We start from the raw sequence: 18,488 nt of genomic DNA, 5'->3' as shown, positions 1-18,488 counted from the left end.
AATTATGTCGGCGTCTACTGAAATGCACTGATCGGAACGTCTTCGCGGCAGCCGCCGCATCAACGAGGGGATGACATGTCTACTGCTTTTCAGCTTCGCGCGAGCGCAGCCGCCAGACTCGAGCGCCTGCCGTTCTCTGGATATCACCGGACCCTCTTCATCATCATCGCGATCGCATTCTTTTTCGACTCGGTCGATCTTGGCACGATGACCTTCGTACTCGGTTCGATCAAGACCGAATTCCATTTGTCGACCGCGACGGCGGGGCTGGTTGCGAGCGCGAGCTTCTTCGGCATGGTGATCGGTGCAGCCGTCGCCGGATTGTTAGCCGATCGCTTCGGGCGGCGTCCTGTTTTTCAGTGGAGCATGGTGCTGTGGGGGCTCGCGTCGTATCTATGCTCGACCGCGCAAAGCGTCGAGGGGCTTATCTTCTATCGCGTGCTGCTGGGCTTCGGCATGGGCATGGAGTTTCCGATTGCGCAGACACTCCTGTCCGAATTCGTGCCGGCAACGTCGCGCGGACGACTGATCGCGCTGATGGATGGCTTCTGGCCGCTCGGTTTCATCATGGCGGGCGTGGTGTCGTATTTCGTGTTGCCTGCGTTCGGCTGGCGCATGGAGTTCGCGCTGCTGGCGATTCCTGCCGTGTTCGTGCTGATCGTGCGCCGCGTCGTGCCGGAATCGCCGCGCTGGCTGGAACATCGCGGACGCCTCGCCGAAGCGGACAAGATCCTTGTCGAAGTCGAAGCGAAGGTCATGAAAGCAGCCAGCCTGAGCCAGTTGCGCGCGCCGGTGATGTTGCAGGAACCGCCGGCCGCGAAGGGTACGAGTGCGTTTTCGCGAGATATGGAGCATGGCCTACCGGCGTCGCACGATCATGATGTGGACGCTGTGGTTCTTCGCGTTGCTCGGGTTCTATGGGCTTACATCGTGGCTCGGTGCGTTGATGCAGCAAGCGGGCTTCGCGGTGACGAAGTCGGTGCTGTACACGGTCTTGATTTCGCTCGGTGGGATTCCGGGCTTCATCTGCGCGGCGTGGCTGGTCGAACGCTGGGGACGTAAGCCGACCTGTATCGCGTCGCTGGCCGGCAGCGCGGTGATGGCCTATGTCTACGGACAAACCGCGCTGCACGCGCAAACGCCGACGCTCCTGATCTGCGCCGGGCTCGCGATGCAGTTTTTTATGTTTGCGATGTGGGCGGTGCTTTACACCTATACGCCTGAACTTTATGGCACGGGCGCGCGCGCGACAGGGTCAGGCTTTGCGTCGGCGATTGGCCGTGTGGGATCCTTGATCGGCCCTTACGTGGTCGGTGTCGTGCTGCCGATGTTTGGGCAAGGCGGCGTGTTTTCGCTCGGCGCAATGTGTTTTGTGATCGCGGCCGCGGCAGTGTGGATCATGGGGATCGAGACGCGTGGGCAGGCGCTGGAGACCTTGGTGTCCGAAGCTGTGGAATCGGATGCGCAGGGGGTGTTGAGCCCTGCGCGTGAGTGACTGTTTCGGCGCGGATTAAACCGCCACCGTTTCACGTTTCCTCGATGCGACGCCGTTCGCCACAAAATACGGCGTCTCCACCCGCGCCAGCGCCTCCCGTCCGCGAATCCGGTCGGCGATCTTCTCCGCCATCATGATCGTCGGCGCGTTCAGATTGCCGGTTTGTGATCTGCGGCATGATCGACGCATCGACCACGCGCAGCGCATCGAGCCCGTGAACGCGGCCTTCGTTATCCACCACAGCCATATCGTCATAGCCCATCTTGCACGAGCACGACGGATGAAACGCCGTCTCCGCACGCATCCGCACGAACGCATCGAGTTGCTCGTCCGTGGTCAATTCCGCGCCCGGGTTCAGCTCGCGGCCGCGATAACGATCGAGCGCGGGCTGCCGCATGATCTCGCGCGTAATGCGGATACCGTCGCGGAATTCGCGCCAGTCGAGCGGATCCGCCATGTAGTTGAACAGGATGCTCGGATGCGCCGCAGGATCGAGTGAGGTGAGCTTCACACGGCCACGGCTTGGCGAGCGCATCGAACCGACATGCGCCTGGAAGCCGTGCATCTTGATCGCGTTCGAACCGTTGTAGTTGATCGCGACGGGCAGAAAGTGATACTGGATGTTCGGCCACTGGTCCTCATCGCGCGTACGGATAAAGCCGCCCGCTTCGAACTGATTGCTCGCGCCAATACCCGTGCCGTTGAGCATCCACTCCAGTCCGATTGCAGGCTGATTCCACCATTGCAACGCGGGATACAGCGAAACCGGCTCCTTGCATTCGTACTGGATATACATCTCCAGGTGGTCCTGCAGGTTTTCGCCGACGCCGGGCAGATCGTGCACGAGCGGCACGTCGAGCTCACGCAGCCACGTCGAGCGGCCCACGCCTGAGCGTTGCAGCAATTGCGGCGACGCAATCGCGCCGCTGCACACCAGCACTTCGCGGCGCGCATGCGCAGTCACCGCCTTGCCGTGATGCAGATACGCAACGCCAATCGCGCGCTTGCCCGAGAACAGCACGCGATCGGTCATGGCATGCGTCACGATGGTCAGATTCGGACGCGTCTTCGCGCGATCCAGATAGCCGCGTGCAGTGCTCGCACGTCTGCCGTTCGCCGTGACCGTGCGATCCATCGGGCCGAAGCCTTCCTGCTGATAGCCGTTGAGGTCGTCGGTACGCGGGAAACCTGCCTGCACGCCGGCCTCGACCATCGCGGCAAACAACGGATTGTTGCCAGGCTTGCTCGTCGTCACATGAACCGGTCCATCGCCCCCGTGATACGCATTCGCACCGACATCGCGTGTTTCGGCTTTGCGGAAATACGGCAGGCAATCCAGATAGGTCCAGTTTTCCAGCCCGGAGCGTCCTGCCCAGCCGTCGTAATCAAGCGCATTGCCGCGGATGTAGCACATGCCATTGATCAACGACGAACCGCCGAGCCCCTTGCCGCGTCCGCACTCCATGCGGCGGTTGTTCATATGCGGCTCGGGATCGGTTTCGTACGCCCAGTTATAGCGCCGCCCCTGCAACGGATAGGCGAGCGCCGCGGGCATCTGCGTGCGAAAATCGAAACGGTAATCGGGGCCGCCTGCTTCGAGGAGCAGCACGGTCACGTTTGCGTCTTCGGTCAGGCGCGAAGCGAGCACGTTGCCCGCCGAACCCGCGCCGACGATGATGTAGTCGTATTCGTTCGAAGCCATTGCCACCCCTCCTTAGAACACCGGTTGATAGGGGCCGAGTTCGACCTGCACGGATTTGATGCGCGTGTAGTGTTCGAGCGTGGTAATGCCGTTCTCGCGGCCGACGCCCGATTGCTTGTAGCCGCCCACCGGCATTTCCGCAGGCGACTCACCCCACGTATTGATCCAGCAAATACCCGCTTCAAGGCGATGAATCACGCGATGCGCGCGCGCCAGGTTCTCGGTCACCACACCCGCAGCGAGACCATAAGCGGTGTTATTGGCACGCGAGATTGCTTCGTCTTCGTCGTCGAAAGCGAGAATGCTCATGACCGGGCCGAAGATTTCTTCGCGCACGATACGCATGTCGTCATGGCAGCCGGTGAAAACCGTCGGCTCGACATACTGGCCGTTGCGGAAGTGGCCTTCGGTCAGCCGCTTGCCGCCGGCAATCAACCGCGCGCCTTCCTGAACGCCGCTTTCGATGTAGCCGAGCACTTTCTGCAATTGCGCGGCGCTCACCAGCGGGCCGAAATTGGTGTTGGCATCAGTGGGCACGCCAATGCGAATCCGTTTGACGCGCTCCAGCACAAGTGTCTCGAACCTTTCCAGCACGCTGTGCTGCACGAAGACCCGCGTGCCGTTCGTACAAACCTGACCGGAGCTGAAAAAGTTGGCGCTCATCGCGATGTCGGCGGCGCGTTCGAGGTTGGCATCGTCGAAGACGAGCAGGGGAGACTTGCCGCCCAACTCCATTGTCACTTCTTTCAGCGACGATGCGCCTGCCAGCGACATGACCTTCTTGCCCGTTTCAACGCCGCCGGTGAACGAAATCTTTTCGATGTCGGGATGCGCGGCGAGCATCGCGCCAACGCGTCCATCGCCTTGCACGACATTGAACACACCGGCGGGTACACCGGCTTCGGTATAAATCTCGGCGAGTTTCAACGCGGACAGCGGCGTGATTTCGCTCGGCTTGAAGATCATCGCATTACCGGCCGCCAACGCGGGCGCCGATTTCCAGCACGCGATCTGGATCGGGTAGTTCCACGCGCCGATCCCTGCGCATACGCCCAGCGGCTCACGTCGCGTATAAACAAACGACGAGGGCCGCAACGGAATCTGTTGTCCTTCAATCGCGGTCGCAAGCCCGGCGTAATACTCGATCACGTCCGCGCCGGTGACGATGTCGACCGCACGGGTCTCCGCGATCGCCTTGCCGGTGTCGCGTGTTTCGAGCGCGGCGAGTTCGTCATTGCGCTCACGCAGGATTTCGACGGCGCGGCGCAAGATGCGCGAGCGCTGCATGGCCGTGAGCGCGGCCCATTCGCGTTGACCGTCGCGCGCGGATTGCACCGCGCGATCGACGTCGGCCGCCGAGGCCTGTTGCACGATCGCGAGTGTTTCGCCGGTGGCGGGGTCGAGCGTGTCGAAAGTCTCGCCACCGGTTGCATCGACATAGGCGCCGCCGATATAGAGACGTTGCGTTGCGAATACCGCCATGACTTGCTCCTTTCTATAAATGTCGCCGGTCTAGTTGCGTGTTTCCAGCACCAGATCGATGTATTCGTTCGCCACGCGCAGCGCAGCCTTCGTATCGAAGGGCTCACCGGACAACGCGCCGCGCAACCACAGTCCGTCGATCAATGCGGCGAGCCCGCTCGCCGCGCGGCGCGCCGCGGCACGCGGCAGTGCTTCCGAAAAATCCGCGCACAGGTTCGAGTTCAGCCGGCGCGTGTTCACATACTGAAGCCGCCGAAATTGTGGCTTGTGCATGCTCTCGGACCAGAATGCGAGCCACGTTTTCATGACCGGGCTGCTGGTCTGCTCGGCGTCGAAATTCGCCGCGACGACCGCGCGCAGTTTCGAGCGGGGATCCGCTTTCGCTGCACGGCGCCGTCTCGACGTGGCTTGCCAGAGATCGCGCAGCACGTGGCGCATGGTGGCTTCGAGCAAGCCGTCTTTGTCGCCGAAATAGTGGCTCACGATGCCGGTCGAAATGCTCGCGCGCTGCGCGACCGAAGCGAGCGTGGCGCCGCCCAGGCCGGTCTGGTCGATGGTGAGAAGGGTTGCGTCGATCAGCTGGGCGCGGCGGATTTCGCGCATTCCAAGTTTAGGCATGGTGCTGGAGGCGGCAGGCGCTGGCAGGCCGCCCAAGTGTTCGATGGGCCATGTTAGTTTTTTTATATTGAACGGTCAATTAATAAAAAACGAAAGGAATCAACGTGGGCGCGGGTTGCACCCCGCGTGTCGGTTCCGGCCAAACCGGTGTCGTGTTCAGTACATGTCCTTTGTTTCAGCGGGCGCTACGCTCGTTGAACGGCGTGCTGCATCGAGTCGGGTGCGCCGCTCACAAGACATGGAGACAGGCAAATGAGCAGCAATCGCGGCGTCGTGTATCTAGGGCAGGGCAAGGTGGAAGTGCAGTCGATCGACTTTCCGAAGATGGTCGATCCGCGTGGCCGGTCAATCGGCCACGGCGTGATCCTGAAGGTGGTCAGCACGAATATTTGCGGCTCCGATCAGCACATGGTGCGCGGCCGCACGACCGCCGAGGTCGGTCTTGTACTCGGCCACGAGATCACCGGCGAGGTGATCGAGGTGGGCCGCGACGTTGAAACCTTGAAGATCGGCGACCTCGTGTCGGTGCCCTTCAACGTTGCTTGCGGTCGCTGCCCGACCTGCAAGGCGCAGCACACCGGCGTGTGCCTGAACGTGAATCCGTCGCGGGCCGGCGGCGCTTATGGCTACGTCGACATGGGGGGCTGGATCGGTGGCCAGGCCGAATACGTGCTGGTGCCGTACGCGGACTTCAATCTGCTGAAATTCCCCGACCACGCCCAGGCGATGTCGAAAATCCGTGACCTCACGTGTTTGTCCGACATTCTGCCGACGGGTTACCACGGCGCGGTGATGGCGGGCGTGAAACCTGGCGCTACCGTCTACATTGCCGGCGCAGGGCCGGTGGGCATGGCCGCGGCCGCTTCCGCTCGCCTGCTGGGTGCGGCCTGCACGATCGTCGGCGATATGAACGAGGCGCGTCTCGCGCATGCGCGCAAGATGGGTTTCCAGACCATCGATCTGTCGAAGGACGCCACGCTCGGCGAGCAGATCGAGCAGATTCTCGGCAAACCCGAAGTGGATTGCGCGGTGGACTGCGTCGGCTTCGAGGCTCACGGCCACGGCAGCAGCGGCTCGCATGAAGAAGCGCCGGCCACCGTGCTTAATTCGCTGATGGAAATCACCCGTGCCGCGGGCGCGATCGGCATTCCGGGCCTTTACGTGACGGACGATCCGGGCGCCGCTGATGCCGCCGCTCGCAAAGGCAGCCTGAGCATCCGCTTCGGTCTCGGCTGGGCCAAGTCACACTCGTTTCATACGGGACAGACGCCGGTGATGAAATACAACCACAATCTCATGCAGGCGATCTTGTGGGATCGGTTGCCGATTGCGGACATCGTGAACGTGACGGTTGTCTCGCTCGACGAGGCCCCCGAAGGTTACCGGCAATTCGACGGCGGCGCGCCGAGGAAGTTTGTGATCGACCCGCACGGGCTGTTGAAAGCCGCTTGAAGCACGAGGGGCCGCATTCGCGGCCCTCGAAGTATTGGTGCTGACAGTTAGTTAAAGCATGAATTGAGCGGCGATCGCTGCTCACGCCGCCATCACAGGCGCGACGGAAGCCAGCGACGGCGCCTGCCTGCGCCTCTCGCGTGTAGGCGCGGTGCCGAACGCGTCGCGATAGCTCTTCGAAAAGTGACAAGCCGACTGGAACCCGCAAGCCATCGTGATATGCATGATCGACATGTCGGTCTGCAGCAGCAACTCGCGGGCGCGCCGCAAGCGCAGCGTCAGATAGTAATGCGTGGGCGTCATGCCCAGATGCTCGCGGAACAGGCGCTGCAATTGCCGTTGCGACATGCCGGCGAGCCGCGCGAGCTCTTCGCGTGAAAGCGGCTCTTCGATGTTGTTCTCCATCAGCGCGATCACTTCGAAGAGCGATTTGTTGGCCGAACCGAGCCGCGCCACCAGCGGCATTTTCTGCTGGGCGCTCGTATCGCGCACGTGTTCGACGATGAACTGCTCGGCGATCTGCGTGACCCGTGCCGTGCCGACGCGCGGCGCGATCAGGTTGAGCATCATATCGAGCGGCGCGACGCCGCCCGTGCATGTGACGCGATCGCGATCGATCACGAACAGTTCTTTCAGAAAGCGCGTGTCGGGAAACTCTTCCTTGAGCGCCGACATGTTCTCCCAGTGAATCGCACACGCGTAACCGGCCAGCAAGCCGGCGCGCGTCAGCGCATAGGTGCCGGTGCACAGGCTGCCGAGCACGCAACCCATGCGAGCGAAGCGGCGCAACGCCGAGAGATGGGCCGGGGTGGTGGCGCGCTGCACGTCGATGCCGCCGACCACGAACACGATATCCGGCTGACCCACGCATTCAACGGGACCGGTATCGACCGCGAGACCGTTGCTTGCCGTCACCGGGCCGCCTTCCGGGCTTACGATCGACCAGCGGTAAAGCGTTTGTCCTGTCAGGTAGTTCGCCATGCGGAGGACTTCGATTGCGTTGGTGAACGCGATCATCGTGAAGTTCGGAACCGGCATGAATGCGAAATGCGACAGTGACGCCGTGCGATCGGTGGACATGGGGGAAAATGATCCTTCGAATCTGTAATGTCGCGTCGTCGTGGGGAGCGGCGACCCCTCTAATTTTGAGGACTAGCGCAACTAGCGTGCCATCAGGCTAAACCCTCGGTCGCGCGCCAATAAGATTGGATCGCTAAACAAATGGCACCAGAACGGCGCCATCACCGCCCACACACGCACCCGAACCGCGCACAACGATCAGCTGCAGTGCAGCATGAGCGCGAACGGCTAACGATCGTTCGTAAGCTGCCATGGCGACTTGTCGAAAAAGGACGCGGATGGCGGAAAAGGCAAAGAACACGTCTGAATTCGTAAATTGGCGCGTGAGGCGAACGTCAAGAATAGACGCAATGCAGACCGGTAGCGGTAGGGCTTTGCAGCCAGGTTCAAAGCCGCTCCGGCCCTCCGCCAACCACCTCACGGACCTTCCATGTCGAACCCGAATCCTTTCTTTGAAGAATCGCTCGCCACGCGTGATGCAGCAGTGCGCGGCGCCATTTTGAAAGAGCTGGAGCGCCAGCAGTCGCAAGTCGAATTGATCGCGTCGGAAAACATCGTGTCGCGCGCGGTGCTCGAAGCGCAGGGTTCGGTGCTGACCAACAAATACGCGGAAGGGTATCCGGGCAAACGCTATTACGGCGGCTGTGAATACGCCGACGTGGTCGAAACGCTGGCCCTCGATCGCATCAAGCATTTGTTCAACGCGAAATTCGCCAACGTGCAGCCGCATTCCGGGGCGCAAGCCAACGGTGCGGTGATGCTGGCGCTGGTTAAGCCTGGCGACACGGTGCTCGGCATGTCGCTCGACGCGGGCGGCCACCTGACCCACGGCGCCAAGCCGGCGATGTCGGGCAAATGGTTCAACGCGGTGCAATACGGTGTTAATCGCGACACGATGCTGATCGATTACGAGCAGATCGAGGAACTCGCGCAGCAGCACAAACCGGCGCTGCTGATCGCCGGCTTCTCGGCCTATCCGCGCGCGTTGGACTTCGCCCGGTTGCGTGCGATCGCCGACGGCGTGGGCGCGAAGCTAATGGTGGACATGGCGCACATTGCCGGGGTGATCGCGGCCGGGCGTCACCAGAATCCGGTCGAGCACGCTCACGTTGTGACGTCGACCACGCACAAGACGCTGCGCGGTCCGCGTGGCGGCTTTGTGCTGACGAATGACGAAGACATCGCCAAGAAGATCAACTCGGCGGTGTTCCCCGGCTTGCAGGGCGGCCCGCTGATGCACGTGATCGCCGGCAAGGCGGTGGCGTTCGGCGAAGCGCTGCAACCGGGCTTCAAGACCTACATCGACAACGTGCTGGCTAACGCGCAGGCACTGGGCGAAGTGCTGAAAGCGGGCGGCGTCGATCTGGTGACGGGCGGCACGGACAACCATCTGCTGCTGGTCGATCTGCGCCCGAAGGGCCTCAAAGGCAATCAGGTCGAGCAGGCGCTGGAACGCGCGGGCATCACCTGCAATAAGAACGGCATTCCTTTCGACACCGAAAAGCCGACGGTGACGTCGGGCGTTCGCCTCGGCACGCCGGCGGGCACCACACGCGGCTTCGGCGCGAGCGAGTTCCGCGAAATCGGGCGGTTGATCGTCGAGGTGCTCGACGCGCTGCGCGATCATCCGGAAGGCGATGCCGCAACCGAACAACGCGTGCGCCGCGAGATTTTTGCGCTGTGCGAACGCTTTTCCATCTACTAAGCACGCCTGGAGCACACGATGAGCACTTTGCACGACAACAGCATCATCATCGACGGTCTGAACATTTCGAAGTTCGAACGATCGGTGTTCGAAGACATGCGCAAGGGCGGCGTGACCGCGGTGAACTGCACCGTGTCGGTCTGGGAAAGCTTCCAGAAGACCGTCGACAATATCGCCGAAATGAAGCAGCAGATCCGCGAATACAGCGAAATCCTGACGCTCGTGCGCACTACCGACGACATCCTGCGCGCGAAGAAAGAGAACAAGACCGGCATCATTTTCGGTTTCCAGAACGCACATGCATTCGAGGATAACCTCGGCTATATCGAAGCCTTCAAGGACCTCGGCGTGAACGTGGTTCAGCTTTGCTACAACACGCAGAATCTAGTCGGCACGGGCTGCTATGAACGCGACGGTGGGCTGTCGGGCTATGGCCGCGAAGTGATCCAGGAGATGAACCGCGTCGGCATCATGGTCGATCTCTCGCATGTGGGCGGCAAGACGTCATCTGAAGCGATCGCGGCGTCGAACAAGCCGGTGTGCTACTCGCATTGCTGCCCGTCGGGGCTCAAGGAGCATCCGCGCAACAAGAGCGACGAGCAACTGAAAGAGATCGCCGATGCGGGCGGTTTCGTCGGCGTGACGATGTTCGCGCCGTTCCTCAAGCGCGGTCCGGACGCGACGGTCGAAGACTATATCGAAGCGATCGAATACGTGGTGAATCTGATTGGCGAAGACCAGGTCGGCATCGGCACGGACTTCACGCAAGGCTATAGCACCGAGTTCTTCGACTGGATCACGCACGACAAGGGTCGTTATCGCCAACTGACGAACTTCGGCAAAGTGGTGAATCCGGAAGGCATTCGCACGATCGGCGAGTTTCCCAACCTGACGGCGGCGATGGAACGCGCCGGCTGGAGCGAGACGCGCATCAGGAAGATCATGGGTGAAAACTGGGTACGGGTGTTCGGCGAAGTGTGGAAAGTTTGAATTCCCATTCGCTGAACATGAATCTATAAAAACGGAGTCTCCCCATGCAACCCCAACTGCCTATCGACGTCGATCCGAATACCGGCGTCTGGACCACCGACGCGCTGCCGATGCTCTACGTGCCGCGTCACTTCTTCACGAACAATCACACTGCTGTCGAAGAAGCGCTCGGTCGCGATGCCTATGCCGAAATTCTCTATAAGGCCGGCTACAAATCCGCGTATTTCTGGTGCGACAAGGAAGCGAAACAGCACGGCATTGCCGGTATGGCGGTGTTCGAGCATTACCTGAAGCGTCTGTCGCAACGCGGCTGGGGCATCTTCACGATCGCAGAAGCCGATCCGTCCAGCTCGCGTGCCCGCATTGAATTGCACCATTCGTCGTTCGTGCTCGCGCAGCCGGGCAAGGAAGGCAAGCTGTGCTACATGTTCGCCGGCTGGTTTGCGGGCGCGATGGATTGGGTGAACGACACCGCGCCGGATTCCGCTCGTAAGGGTCCGCCGTCCCATTCGAAAGAAGCGCAATGCGCGGCTGAAGGCCACGACCATTGCGTGTTCGAAGTATCGCCGCTCGCGTCGTAAATACAACGCATATAGCCTATCCATTCCGAGGTCGATCGCGATGCGTTACCCGAACCTTTTCAAGCCTCTCACGCTGAACCAGCTGACTTTACGCAACCGCATTGTCAGCACCGCACACGCGGAGGTGTATGCGGAACCGGGCGGTCTGCCCGGTGACCGTTATATCCGTTACTACGAAGAGAAGGCCAAGGGCGGCGTCGGCCTTGCCGTGTGCGGTGGCTCGAGCCCGGTGTCGATCGATAGCCCGCAAGGCTGGTGGAAGTCGGTGAACCTGTCGACCGACAAGATCATCGATCCGCTCGCGCGGCTCGCCGAAGCGATGCATCGGCACGGCGCGAAGATCATGATCCAGGCCACGCACATGGGGCGCCGCTCGGCCTTTCACGGCGAGCACTGGCCGCATCTGATGTCACCGTCGGGCGTGCGTGAGCCGGTTCACCGCGGCAACGCGAAGATCATCGAAGTGGAAGAGATTCGCCGCATCATTTCGGATTTCGCCGCCGCGGCGAAGCGCGTGAAGGATGCCGGCATGGACGGCATCGAGATTTCGGCGGCGCACCAGCATCTGATCGATCAGTTCTGGAGCCCGCGCACGAATTTCCGCACCGACGAATGGGGCGGCTCGCTCGAAAACCGCCTGCGTTTCGGTACGGAAGTGTTGAAGGCCGTGCGTGAAGCGGTGGGCGCGGACTTCTGTATCGGTCTGCGCATGTGCGGCGACGAATTCCATGAAGACGGCCTCGATCACGAACAACTGAAAGAGATCGCCCAGGCGATGAGCGAAACCGGCCTGATCGATTACCTTGGCGTGATCGGTTCCGGCGCGGATACGCACAACACGCTGGCGAACTGCATGCCGCCAATGGCGCTGCCGCCCGAGCCGTTCGTACATCTTGCGGCGGGTATCAAGTCGGTGGTGAAGCTCCCGGTCATGCATGCGCAAAGCATTCGCGACGCAGGCCAGGCCGAGCGTCTGCTCGCGAGCGGTATGGTCGATCTGGTCGGCATGACGCGCGCGCAGATCGCCGATCCGCATATGGTCATCAAGATTCGCGACGGCCGCGAAGACGAGATCAAGCAATGCGTCGGCGCGAACTATTGCATCGACCGCCAGTACAACGGGCTGGACGTGCTGTGCGTGCAGAACGCCGCAACGTCACGCGAAGAAACCATGCCGCACGTGATCGCGAAGACACGTGGACCGAAGCGCAAGGTGGTCGTGGTCGGCGCGGGTCCGGCCGGGCTGGAAGCGGCGCGGGTGGCGAAGTCGCGCGGCCACGACGTGGTGCTGTTCGAGAAGAACGACTACGTTGGCGGTCAGATCATGCTGGCCGCGCAAGCGCCGCAGCGCGAGCAGATGGCGGGCATCGTGCGCTGGTTCGATATGGAGACGAAGCGTCTCGGCGTCGATCGACGTCTCGGCGTTGCCGCCGACGAGAAAACCATCATGGCCGAGAAGCCGGACATCGTCGTGCTGGCCACGGGCGGCTCGTCGTTCACGTCGCAAGTGGCGGCGTGGGGCGTCGAAGAAGGGCTCGCGGTCAGTTCATGGGACGTCCTGTCGGGCAAGGTCGAACCGGGCAAGAACGTGCTGGTGTATGACGGCGTCAGCACGCACGCCGGCGCGGGCGTCGCAGATTTTATGTCGAGCCGCGGCTCGAACGTCGAGATCGTGACGCCCGACGTGAAGGTTGCCGACGACGTAGGCGGCACCACGTTCCCGATCTTCTATCGCCGCCTCTACGCGCAAGGCGTAATTCACACGCCGAACTACTGGCTCGACAAAGTCTACGAGGAAGACGGCAAGAAGATCGCCGTGATTCGCAACGAGTACACGGAAGAGCAGGAAGAACGCGTGGTCGATCAGGTGGTGATCGAGAACGGCAGCACACCGAACGATCAGCTTTACTGGACGCTCAAGCCCGAGTCGGTGAATCGCGGCCAAGTGGACGTGCACAAGCTCTTCGCGTCCGAGCCGCAACCGTCGCTCAGCGAAGAACTCGGTAACGGCCGCTTCCTGCTGTTTCGCGTGGGCGATTGTATTTCCATGCACAACATTCACGGCGCGATTTACGACGCGCTGCGCCTTTGCAAGGATTTCTGACGATGAGCCCCGTGTTTGTCATCACCGTTCTGCTGTGGTTGTCGGTGGCGGGTCTCGCGTTCGCGCTCGTCAAACGCGCTGCATACTGGCGCGAAGGCCGCGCCACGGCGGCGGGTGCGTACGGCTGGGCCAATCTGCTGGCAATTCCGAAGCGCTATTTCGTCGACCTGCACCATGTGGTCGCGCGTGACCCGTACATCGCGAAGACGCACGTGGCGACGGCGGGCGGTGCGATCCTCGCAATGGCGCTGGTGTTCGTCAACTACGGTCTCGCGATCTACTCGCCTTGGTTGGACAAGCTGATCTTTCTTGCCGCGCTGGTGATGCTGGTCGGCGCGGTGTTCGTCTGGCGTCGGCGGCATGGGGCGAAGGCCGCGCCGGCACGGCTCTCGCGCGGGCCCTGGGATCATCTGCCTCTGCTGCTTGGGTCGTTCGCGCTCGGTTTGGCGCTGTTCATCGCGCTGCCTGCCGCGGCGATGTCAGGTGCGCTAGCCATCATCGTCGCGCTGCTGATCGCGGTGGGCGCGTTCACGATGACGTTCGGTGCGGCGCGCGGTGGTCCGATGAAGCATGCGCTCGCGGGTCTGCTGCACCTCGCGTTTCATCCGCGTCAGGAGCGCTTTGCCGAACGTAACGACAACGATGTCGTGCCACCGACCGCGCTGAAGGCGCCGCTGCTCGATGCGAAGGAATACGGCGTCGGCAAACCGGTGGAGTTTCGCTGGAACCAGTTGCTGAGCTTCGACGCCTGCGTGCAGTGCGGCAAGTGCGAAGCGGCGTGCCCCGCGTTTGCCGCCGGGCAACCGCTCAATCCGAAGAAGCTGATTCAGGATCTCGTCACGGGCATGGTGGGCGGGACGGACGAGGCTTACACGGGCAGCCCGACGCCGGGCATTCCGCTCGGCAAACATAGCGGCGCGCCGGGCAAACCGCTCGTGTCGAGCCTGATCGAAGCGGACACGCTATGGTCCTGCACCACCTGCCGCGCCTGCGTGCAGGAATGCCCGATGCTGATCGAACACGTCGACGCGATCGTGGATATGCGCCGCAACCAGACGTTGGTTGAAGGCAGCGTACCGGGCAAAGGTCCAATCACGCTCGCCAATTTGCGCGAAACCGGCAGTTCGAACGGCTACGACATCGGCGCGCGTTACGACTGGGCGGTCGATCTGCAAGTGCAGGTCGCCCAACCGGGACGCCCTGTGGACGTGCTGCTGATCGCCGGCGAAGGCGCGTTCGACATGCGGTATCAGCGCACGCTGCGCGCGCTAGTCAAGGTACTGAATCGCGCGGGGATCGACTATGCGGTGCTCGGCGGCGTCGAGACCGATACGGGGGACACGGCACGGCGTTTGGGCGATGAGGCCACCTTCCAGCAACTCGCGACCAAGCTGATCGGCACGCTGTCGCAGTACGCGTTCCGCAAAATCGTCACGCCTGATCCGCATGTGCTGCACAGCCTGCGCAACGAATATCGCGCGCTTGGCGGCTTCTATGAGGTGCAGCATCACACGGCGTTGATCGAAGAACTGGTATCGAGCGGCAAGCTGTCGCCGAAAGCGGTCGCCGCGTTCGCGGACCGCAAGATCACGTATCACGACCCGTGCTATCTGGGCCGCTATAACGGTGAGACCGAAGCGCCACGCCGTTTGCTGAAATCCATCGGCATCAAGGTGGTCGAGATGGAACGCAACGGCATGCGCGGACGGTGCTGCGGCGGTGGTGGCGGTGCGCCGTTGACCGATATCCCCGGCAAGCGGCGCATTCCGGATATCCGTATCGACGATGCACGGGCGATAAACGCCGAGATCGTCGCGGTGGGTTGCCCGAATTGCACGGCGATGCTCGAAGGCGTGGTCGGCCCGCGTCCGGAAGTGCTGGACGTCGCCGAACTGGTTGCCGCGGCGCTGGAGTAACGCGATGAACACACTAAAACGAATCGACCCGCGCCGGCCGTTCACGATCACGGCGGAAGGTCTCAAGCGCATCACGCTCGGCATGACGGGTGTTGCCGGCTCAATGGATTTCGCGGCGCACGGCGCCTCAGGGTCGGCGCATCGCGAGCAGGCTAGACCGCGCCGCACGACGGCTGCGGCGCAGCGTGTGCTGCTGGTGGCCGCGCACGCGGACCGCGGCGCGCTGGACGATCACGCGCGCCAGACGCTGGCCGCCGCCGCGCTGATCGCGGACGCGACAAGCGAAGTCGTCCTGCTCGTATTCGGCGAATTCACCGGCGACGCCGCCGCGCTCGGCGCCGACAAGCTGATCGAGTTGCCGATGTTCGATCGCCGCGTTTTCGCGCCGCTGGACGAAATGAATGCATTGGCCGCGTGCGTTGCGGCCTACGCGCCGGCGCATATTTTTCTGCCCGATAACGCCACTGGAGACGGCGATCTCGGCCGCCGTTATGCGGCAGCCGCGAACGCGAGCGTCGCGACGCATGTTGTTGAAATCGATGCGGCGCACGTTGCGGCTTATATTCAGACGAATACGGCGTTCGCTGTGCGCGCGTTGCCCGAGGTCATTTTGCTCGCACCGAATGCGGTCGATCCGAAGTTGCCGTTCGTCGGCGCGGGCGAACGCGTGGTGTGGCGTTTCGATGGTGAACCGGCTTCGTCCAAAGGCATCGTGCGCGATCTTGGCATCGAGGAAATCGACGCCGCGCAACTCGCGCTCGAAGAGGCGGATTTCATCGTCTCGGCAGGCAATGGCGTCAGTGACGTCCCCGCGTTCGAGCGTCTCGCGGTCACGTTAGGCGCTGCGATAGGCGCAAGCCGCGTCGCGGTGGACGACGGCAAATTCACCCGCGACAAGCAGATCGGCGCCACGGGAAAAACCGTGGAGGCGAGCATTTATATCGCGTTCGGCATTTCCGGCGCGGTTCAGCATCTGCAGGGCATCAAGGATTGCCGGCATGTGATCGCCGTGAATCTCGACGCCAGCGCGCCGATCGCCAAACGCGCGAATCTGACCGTCATTGCCGACGCGCAGGAAACCATCGCGGCGTTGAACGAAGCCGCGGCGGCTGCGCGCACGGCACGCGGCACCGGTGCTGCGCTATTGAATTCAAAGGCTATTGCGGAAGGAGCGCTTGCATGAAGATCGCCGTACTGGTTTCCGTGGGGCGGCACCCGGTCAGCGGCACCGCGCGTTACAGCCGAAATGACGCCGCCGCGTTGACGATCGCGCTTTCGCTTGCGAAAACGCACGGCGCGACGCTCGACGTGTTGCATGCGGGCGATCCGTCGAACCCGGCGCTGAAGGAGTATCTCGCGCTCGGCGCACGCACTGTCGAGGTGCTGAACGTGCCTTCATCTCCTGAAATGCAGGGCGATGCGATAGCGCCGCTCGCCGCACGTCTGCGCGGTTACGACCTTGTTTTGACCGGCACGCGGGCTGAAGGCGCATTCGATAGCGGCATGCTGCCGTATCGCGTCGCCAGTGCGCTGGATATGCCACTGGTTGGTGCAGCCGTCGATTTGACGCTCCGGGACGGTTGCGCCGAAGTCCGGCAATTCATGCCGAAGGGTTTGCGCCGGCGTGTCGACGTGCAGTTGCCGGCTTTGATCGCGGTGCATCCGATGGCCAACACGGCGCCGAGCTACGCCTATGCAAGGCTTCGCGAAGGCACGATCCGTCCGGTCACGACTGCAACATCCGAAAGCCCAGACGCCACTCCCGACCACCTCGCCTGGACGACCCGTCCCGCTACAGCCAAACCGGTGCGCCTTGCCGCCGCCGAAAAGCGTTCGGGCCACGCCCGCATGCTCTCGGCAACGACCACCGAAAGCCGCGGCGGCAGCGTCGTAATTGAAGGGAGTTCCGTCGAAAAAGCACAAGTGATTCTCGCGTATTTGCGCGAGCATCAACTCGTGGATTACTGATTTCCGGTTCAGGCGAACCTGCGGCCAGGAGGGCCTGGCGCGGCGCCAGACGTGACATGCAACGGAGCACACAATGAAAGTTTCGGCAGACGTTCGCGCAATGGTCGAACGCCGTAAAAAGAATCACACGCTGGAAGCGCCGTTCTATACGGGCGAGGAAATTTTCGCGCTCGACATGGAGGCGATTTTCCGCAAGCACTGGATTCAGGTCGCGGTAGAACCCGATGTACCGGAGCCGGGCGACTACGTCACAGTGGAAATCGGCAACGATTCGATTCTGATCGTACGCGACGACGACATGCTGGTGCGGGCGTTCCATAACGTTTGTCGCCACCGTGGCGCGCGTTTGTGCAATACCGACAAAGGATCACTCGGCAATATCGTTTGCCCGTATCACAGCTGGACCTATAACCTGAACGGCGATCTGATGTTCGCCGAGCATATGGGCGACCAGTTCGACCGCTGCAAGCACAGCCTGAAAGCGGTGCGCGTCGAGAATCTTGCCGGCTTGATTTTCATCTGTCTCGCGGACGAACCGCCCGTCGACTTCGCTGTGATGCGCGCCGCGATGGAACCGTATCTGTTGCCGCACGATCTTGCCGGCTGCAAGATCGCGGCGTCGATCGATATCATCGAAGAGGGCAACTGGAAGCTCACGATGGAGAACAATCGCGAGTGCTACCACTGCGTCGCGAACCATCCCGAACTGACCATTTCGCTTTACGAGTATGGCTTTGGCTACCAACGCACGCCCGCCAACGAGGAAGGCATGGCGGCGTTTGAAGAGACCGTGGCGCGCCGCACCGCGCAATGGGAAGCGATGAAACTGCCGTCGGCGGAAATCGACCACCTGGCCGATCTGGTGACGGGGTTCCGCACGCAACGCCTGCCACTCGATCGCGACGGCGAATCGCAGACCATGGACGCGAAGGTGGCCTCGAAAAAGCTGCTGGGCGGTTTCGAGCAGGCCGATCTCGGTGGCCTTTCGTTCTGGACGCAGCCGAACTCGTGGCATCACTTCATGAGCGACCACATTGTCAGCTTTTCGGTGATTCCGCTTTCGGCGGGCAAAACGCTGGTACGCACCAAGTGGCTCGTCCACAAAGACGCGCGCGAAGGCATCGATTACGACGTGAACAATCTCACGGCCGTGTGGCGCGCCACCAATGACCAGGACCGCGCGCTCGTGGAGTACTCGCAACGCGGCGCAACGAGCAGCGCGTACGAGCCGGGTCCGTATTCGCCGTTCACCGAAGGCCTCGTCGAAAAATTCTGCGAGTGGTACATCGGCCGTATTGCGGAGTACAGCAATGCGCCCCAAACCCATGATGCCGGCGATGCGCCGGTTTCGCACGGCGAAAAAGTCGTGTCTTTCATGCGCTGAGCGCGATATCG

The 18,488-nt window shown here is 62.1% G+C and carries 12 protein-coding genes and 2 pseudogenes; 10 read left to right on the top strand and 4 right to left on the bottom strand.

Annotation, left to right across the window (positions count from 1 at the left end):
* The first annotated feature begins 75 nt into the window (after window positions 1-75).
* Window positions 76-1,495: pseudogene (locus B0G76_RS26070) on the top strand (MFS transporter).
* 15 nt (window positions 1,496-1,510) lie between these two features.
* Here B0G76_RS26070 and betA read toward each other — a convergent pair.
* The 3 genes and pseudogenes from betA to betI form a co-directional block, all read right to left on the bottom strand.
* Window positions 1,511-3,197, bottom strand: a pseudogene (gene betA / locus B0G76_RS26065) (choline dehydrogenase).
* A gap of 12 nt (window positions 3,198-3,209) precedes the next feature.
* Window positions 3,210-4,679: a betaine-aldehyde dehydrogenase gene (betB, locus tag B0G76_RS26060; RefSeq protein WP_120295059.1), complete on the bottom strand. Its 1,470-nt coding sequence runs from the start codon at window positions 4,677-4,679 to the stop codon at window positions 3,210-3,212.
* 30 nt (window positions 4,680-4,709) lie between these two features.
* The gene (gene betI, locus B0G76_RS26055) at window positions 4,710-5,297 is read right to left on the bottom strand and encodes a transcriptional regulator BetI (RefSeq protein ID WP_120296819.1); all 588 of its coding nucleotides are present in this window, start codon (window positions 5,295-5,297) and stop codon (window positions 4,710-4,712) included.
* A gap of 252 nt (window positions 5,298-5,549) precedes the next feature.
* Here betI and fdhA point away from each other — a divergent pair, with 252 nt between their 5' ends.
* The gene (gene fdhA, locus B0G76_RS26050) at window positions 5,550-6,749 is read left to right on the top strand and encodes a formaldehyde dehydrogenase, glutathione-independent (RefSeq protein WP_120295058.1); all 1,200 of its coding nucleotides are present in this window, start codon (window positions 5,550-5,552) and stop codon (window positions 6,747-6,749) included.
* 81 nt (window positions 6,750-6,830) lie between these two features.
* Here the strand turns inward: fdhA and B0G76_RS26045 are convergent, their stop codons facing one another.
* Complete coding sequence (locus B0G76_RS26045; protein ID WP_120295057.1) at window positions 6,831-7,829, bottom strand: GlxA family transcriptional regulator; 999 nt, start codon at window positions 7,827-7,829, stop codon at window positions 6,831-6,833.
* 430 nt (window positions 7,830-8,259) lie between these two features.
* On the opposite strand from B0G76_RS26045, the gene B0G76_RS26040 reads away from it, so the two are divergent.
* From B0G76_RS26040 to B0G76_RS26005, 8 genes are all read left to right on the top strand, one after another.
* On the top strand, window positions 8,260-9,534 hold the full coding sequence (locus B0G76_RS26040) for a serine hydroxymethyltransferase (protein ID WP_120295056.1): 1,275 nt from the start codon (window positions 8,260-8,262) through the stop codon (window positions 9,532-9,534).
* Window positions 9,535-9,552: 18 nt separating this feature from the next.
* The gene (locus B0G76_RS26035; RefSeq protein WP_120295055.1) at window positions 9,553-10,524 is read left to right on the top strand and encodes a dipeptidase; all 972 of its coding nucleotides are present in this window, start codon (window positions 9,553-9,555) and stop codon (window positions 10,522-10,524) included.
* 44 nt (window positions 10,525-10,568) lie between these two features.
* Window positions 10,569-11,105 carry a DUF5943 domain-containing protein gene (locus B0G76_RS26030; protein ID WP_120295054.1) on the top strand — a complete coding sequence of 179 codons (537 nt, stop codon included), beginning with the start codon at window positions 10,569-10,571 and terminating at the stop codon, window positions 11,103-11,105.
* A 40-nt stretch (window positions 11,106-11,145) separates the two neighbouring features.
* Entirely contained in the window at window positions 11,146-13,209 is a 2,064-nt protein-coding gene (locus tag B0G76_RS26025; RefSeq protein WP_120295053.1) for an NADH:flavin oxidoreductase, read from the top strand.
* Between the two features lie 2 nt (window positions 13,210-13,211).
* Window positions 13,212-15,125 carry a (Fe-S)-binding protein gene (locus B0G76_RS26020; protein WP_120295052.1) on the top strand — a complete coding sequence of 638 codons (1,914 nt, stop codon included), beginning with the start codon at window positions 13,212-13,214 and terminating at the stop codon, window positions 15,123-15,125.
* A 4-nt stretch (window positions 15,126-15,129) separates the two neighbouring features.
* Complete coding sequence (locus B0G76_RS26015) at window positions 15,130-16,308, top strand: electron transfer flavoprotein subunit alpha/FixB family protein (RefSeq protein ID WP_120295051.1); 1,179 nt, start codon at window positions 15,130-15,132, stop codon at window positions 16,306-16,308.
* Entirely contained in the window at window positions 16,305-17,093 is a 789-nt protein-coding gene (locus B0G76_RS26010; protein ID WP_120295050.1) for an electron transfer flavoprotein subunit beta/FixA family protein, read from the top strand. The genes B0G76_RS26015 and B0G76_RS26010 overlap by 4 nt, the downstream gene beginning before the upstream one ends.
* Window positions 17,094-17,166: 73 nt before the next feature.
* Window positions 17,167-18,477: an SRPBCC family protein gene (locus B0G76_RS26005; protein ID WP_120295049.1), complete on the top strand. Its 1,311-nt coding sequence runs from the start codon at window positions 17,167-17,169 to the stop codon at window positions 18,475-18,477.
* Window positions 18,478-18,488: the final 11 nt, after the last annotated feature.

Origin of the sequence: Paraburkholderia sp. BL23I1N1 (assembly GCF_003610295.1) — a bacterium.
Taxonomy (GTDB): domain Bacteria; phylum Pseudomonadota; class Gammaproteobacteria; order Burkholderiales; family Burkholderiaceae; genus Paraburkholderia.
This window is presented reverse-complemented; position numbering and strand designations above follow the sequence as displayed.

Excerpts from the sequence above, each read along its gene's own strand:
- B0G76_RS26030 (WP_120295054.1), top strand. The coding sequence starts at position 10,569 with ATGCAACCCCAACTGCCTATCGACGTCGATCCGAATACCGGCGTCTGG.
- fdhA (WP_120295058.1), top strand. The coding sequence starts at position 5,550 with ATGAGCAGCAATCGCGGCGTCGTGTATCTAGGGCAGGGCAAGGTGGAA.
- B0G76_RS26010 (WP_120295050.1), top strand. The coding sequence starts at position 16,305 with ATGAAGATCGCCGTACTGGTTTCCGTGGGGCGGCACCCGGTCAGCGGC.
- betI (WP_120296819.1), bottom strand. The coding sequence starts at position 5,297 with ATGCCTAAACTTGGAATGCGCGAAATCCGCCGCGCCCAGCTGATCGAC.
- B0G76_RS26035 (WP_120295055.1), top strand. The coding sequence starts at position 9,553 with ATGAGCACTTTGCACGACAACAGCATCATCATCGACGGTCTGAACATT.
- B0G76_RS26045 (WP_120295057.1), bottom strand. The coding sequence starts at position 7,829 with ATGTCCACCGATCGCACGGCGTCACTGTCGCATTTCGCATTCATGCCG.
- B0G76_RS26005 (WP_120295049.1), top strand. The coding sequence starts at position 17,167 with ATGAAAGTTTCGGCAGACGTTCGCGCAATGGTCGAACGCCGTAAAAAG.
- B0G76_RS26015 (WP_120295051.1), top strand. The coding sequence starts at position 15,130 with ATGAACACACTAAAACGAATCGACCCGCGCCGGCCGTTCACGATCACG.
- B0G76_RS26025 (WP_120295053.1), top strand. The coding sequence starts at position 11,146 with ATGCGTTACCCGAACCTTTTCAAGCCTCTCACGCTGAACCAGCTGACT.
- betB (WP_120295059.1), bottom strand. The coding sequence starts at position 4,679 with ATGGCGGTATTCGCAACGCAACGTCTCTATATCGGCGGCGCCTATGTC.
- B0G76_RS26040 (WP_120295056.1), top strand. The coding sequence starts at position 8,260 with ATGTCGAACCCGAATCCTTTCTTTGAAGAATCGCTCGCCACGCGTGAT.
- B0G76_RS26020 (WP_120295052.1), top strand. The coding sequence starts at position 13,212 with ATGAGCCCCGTGTTTGTCATCACCGTTCTGCTGTGGTTGTCGGTGGCG.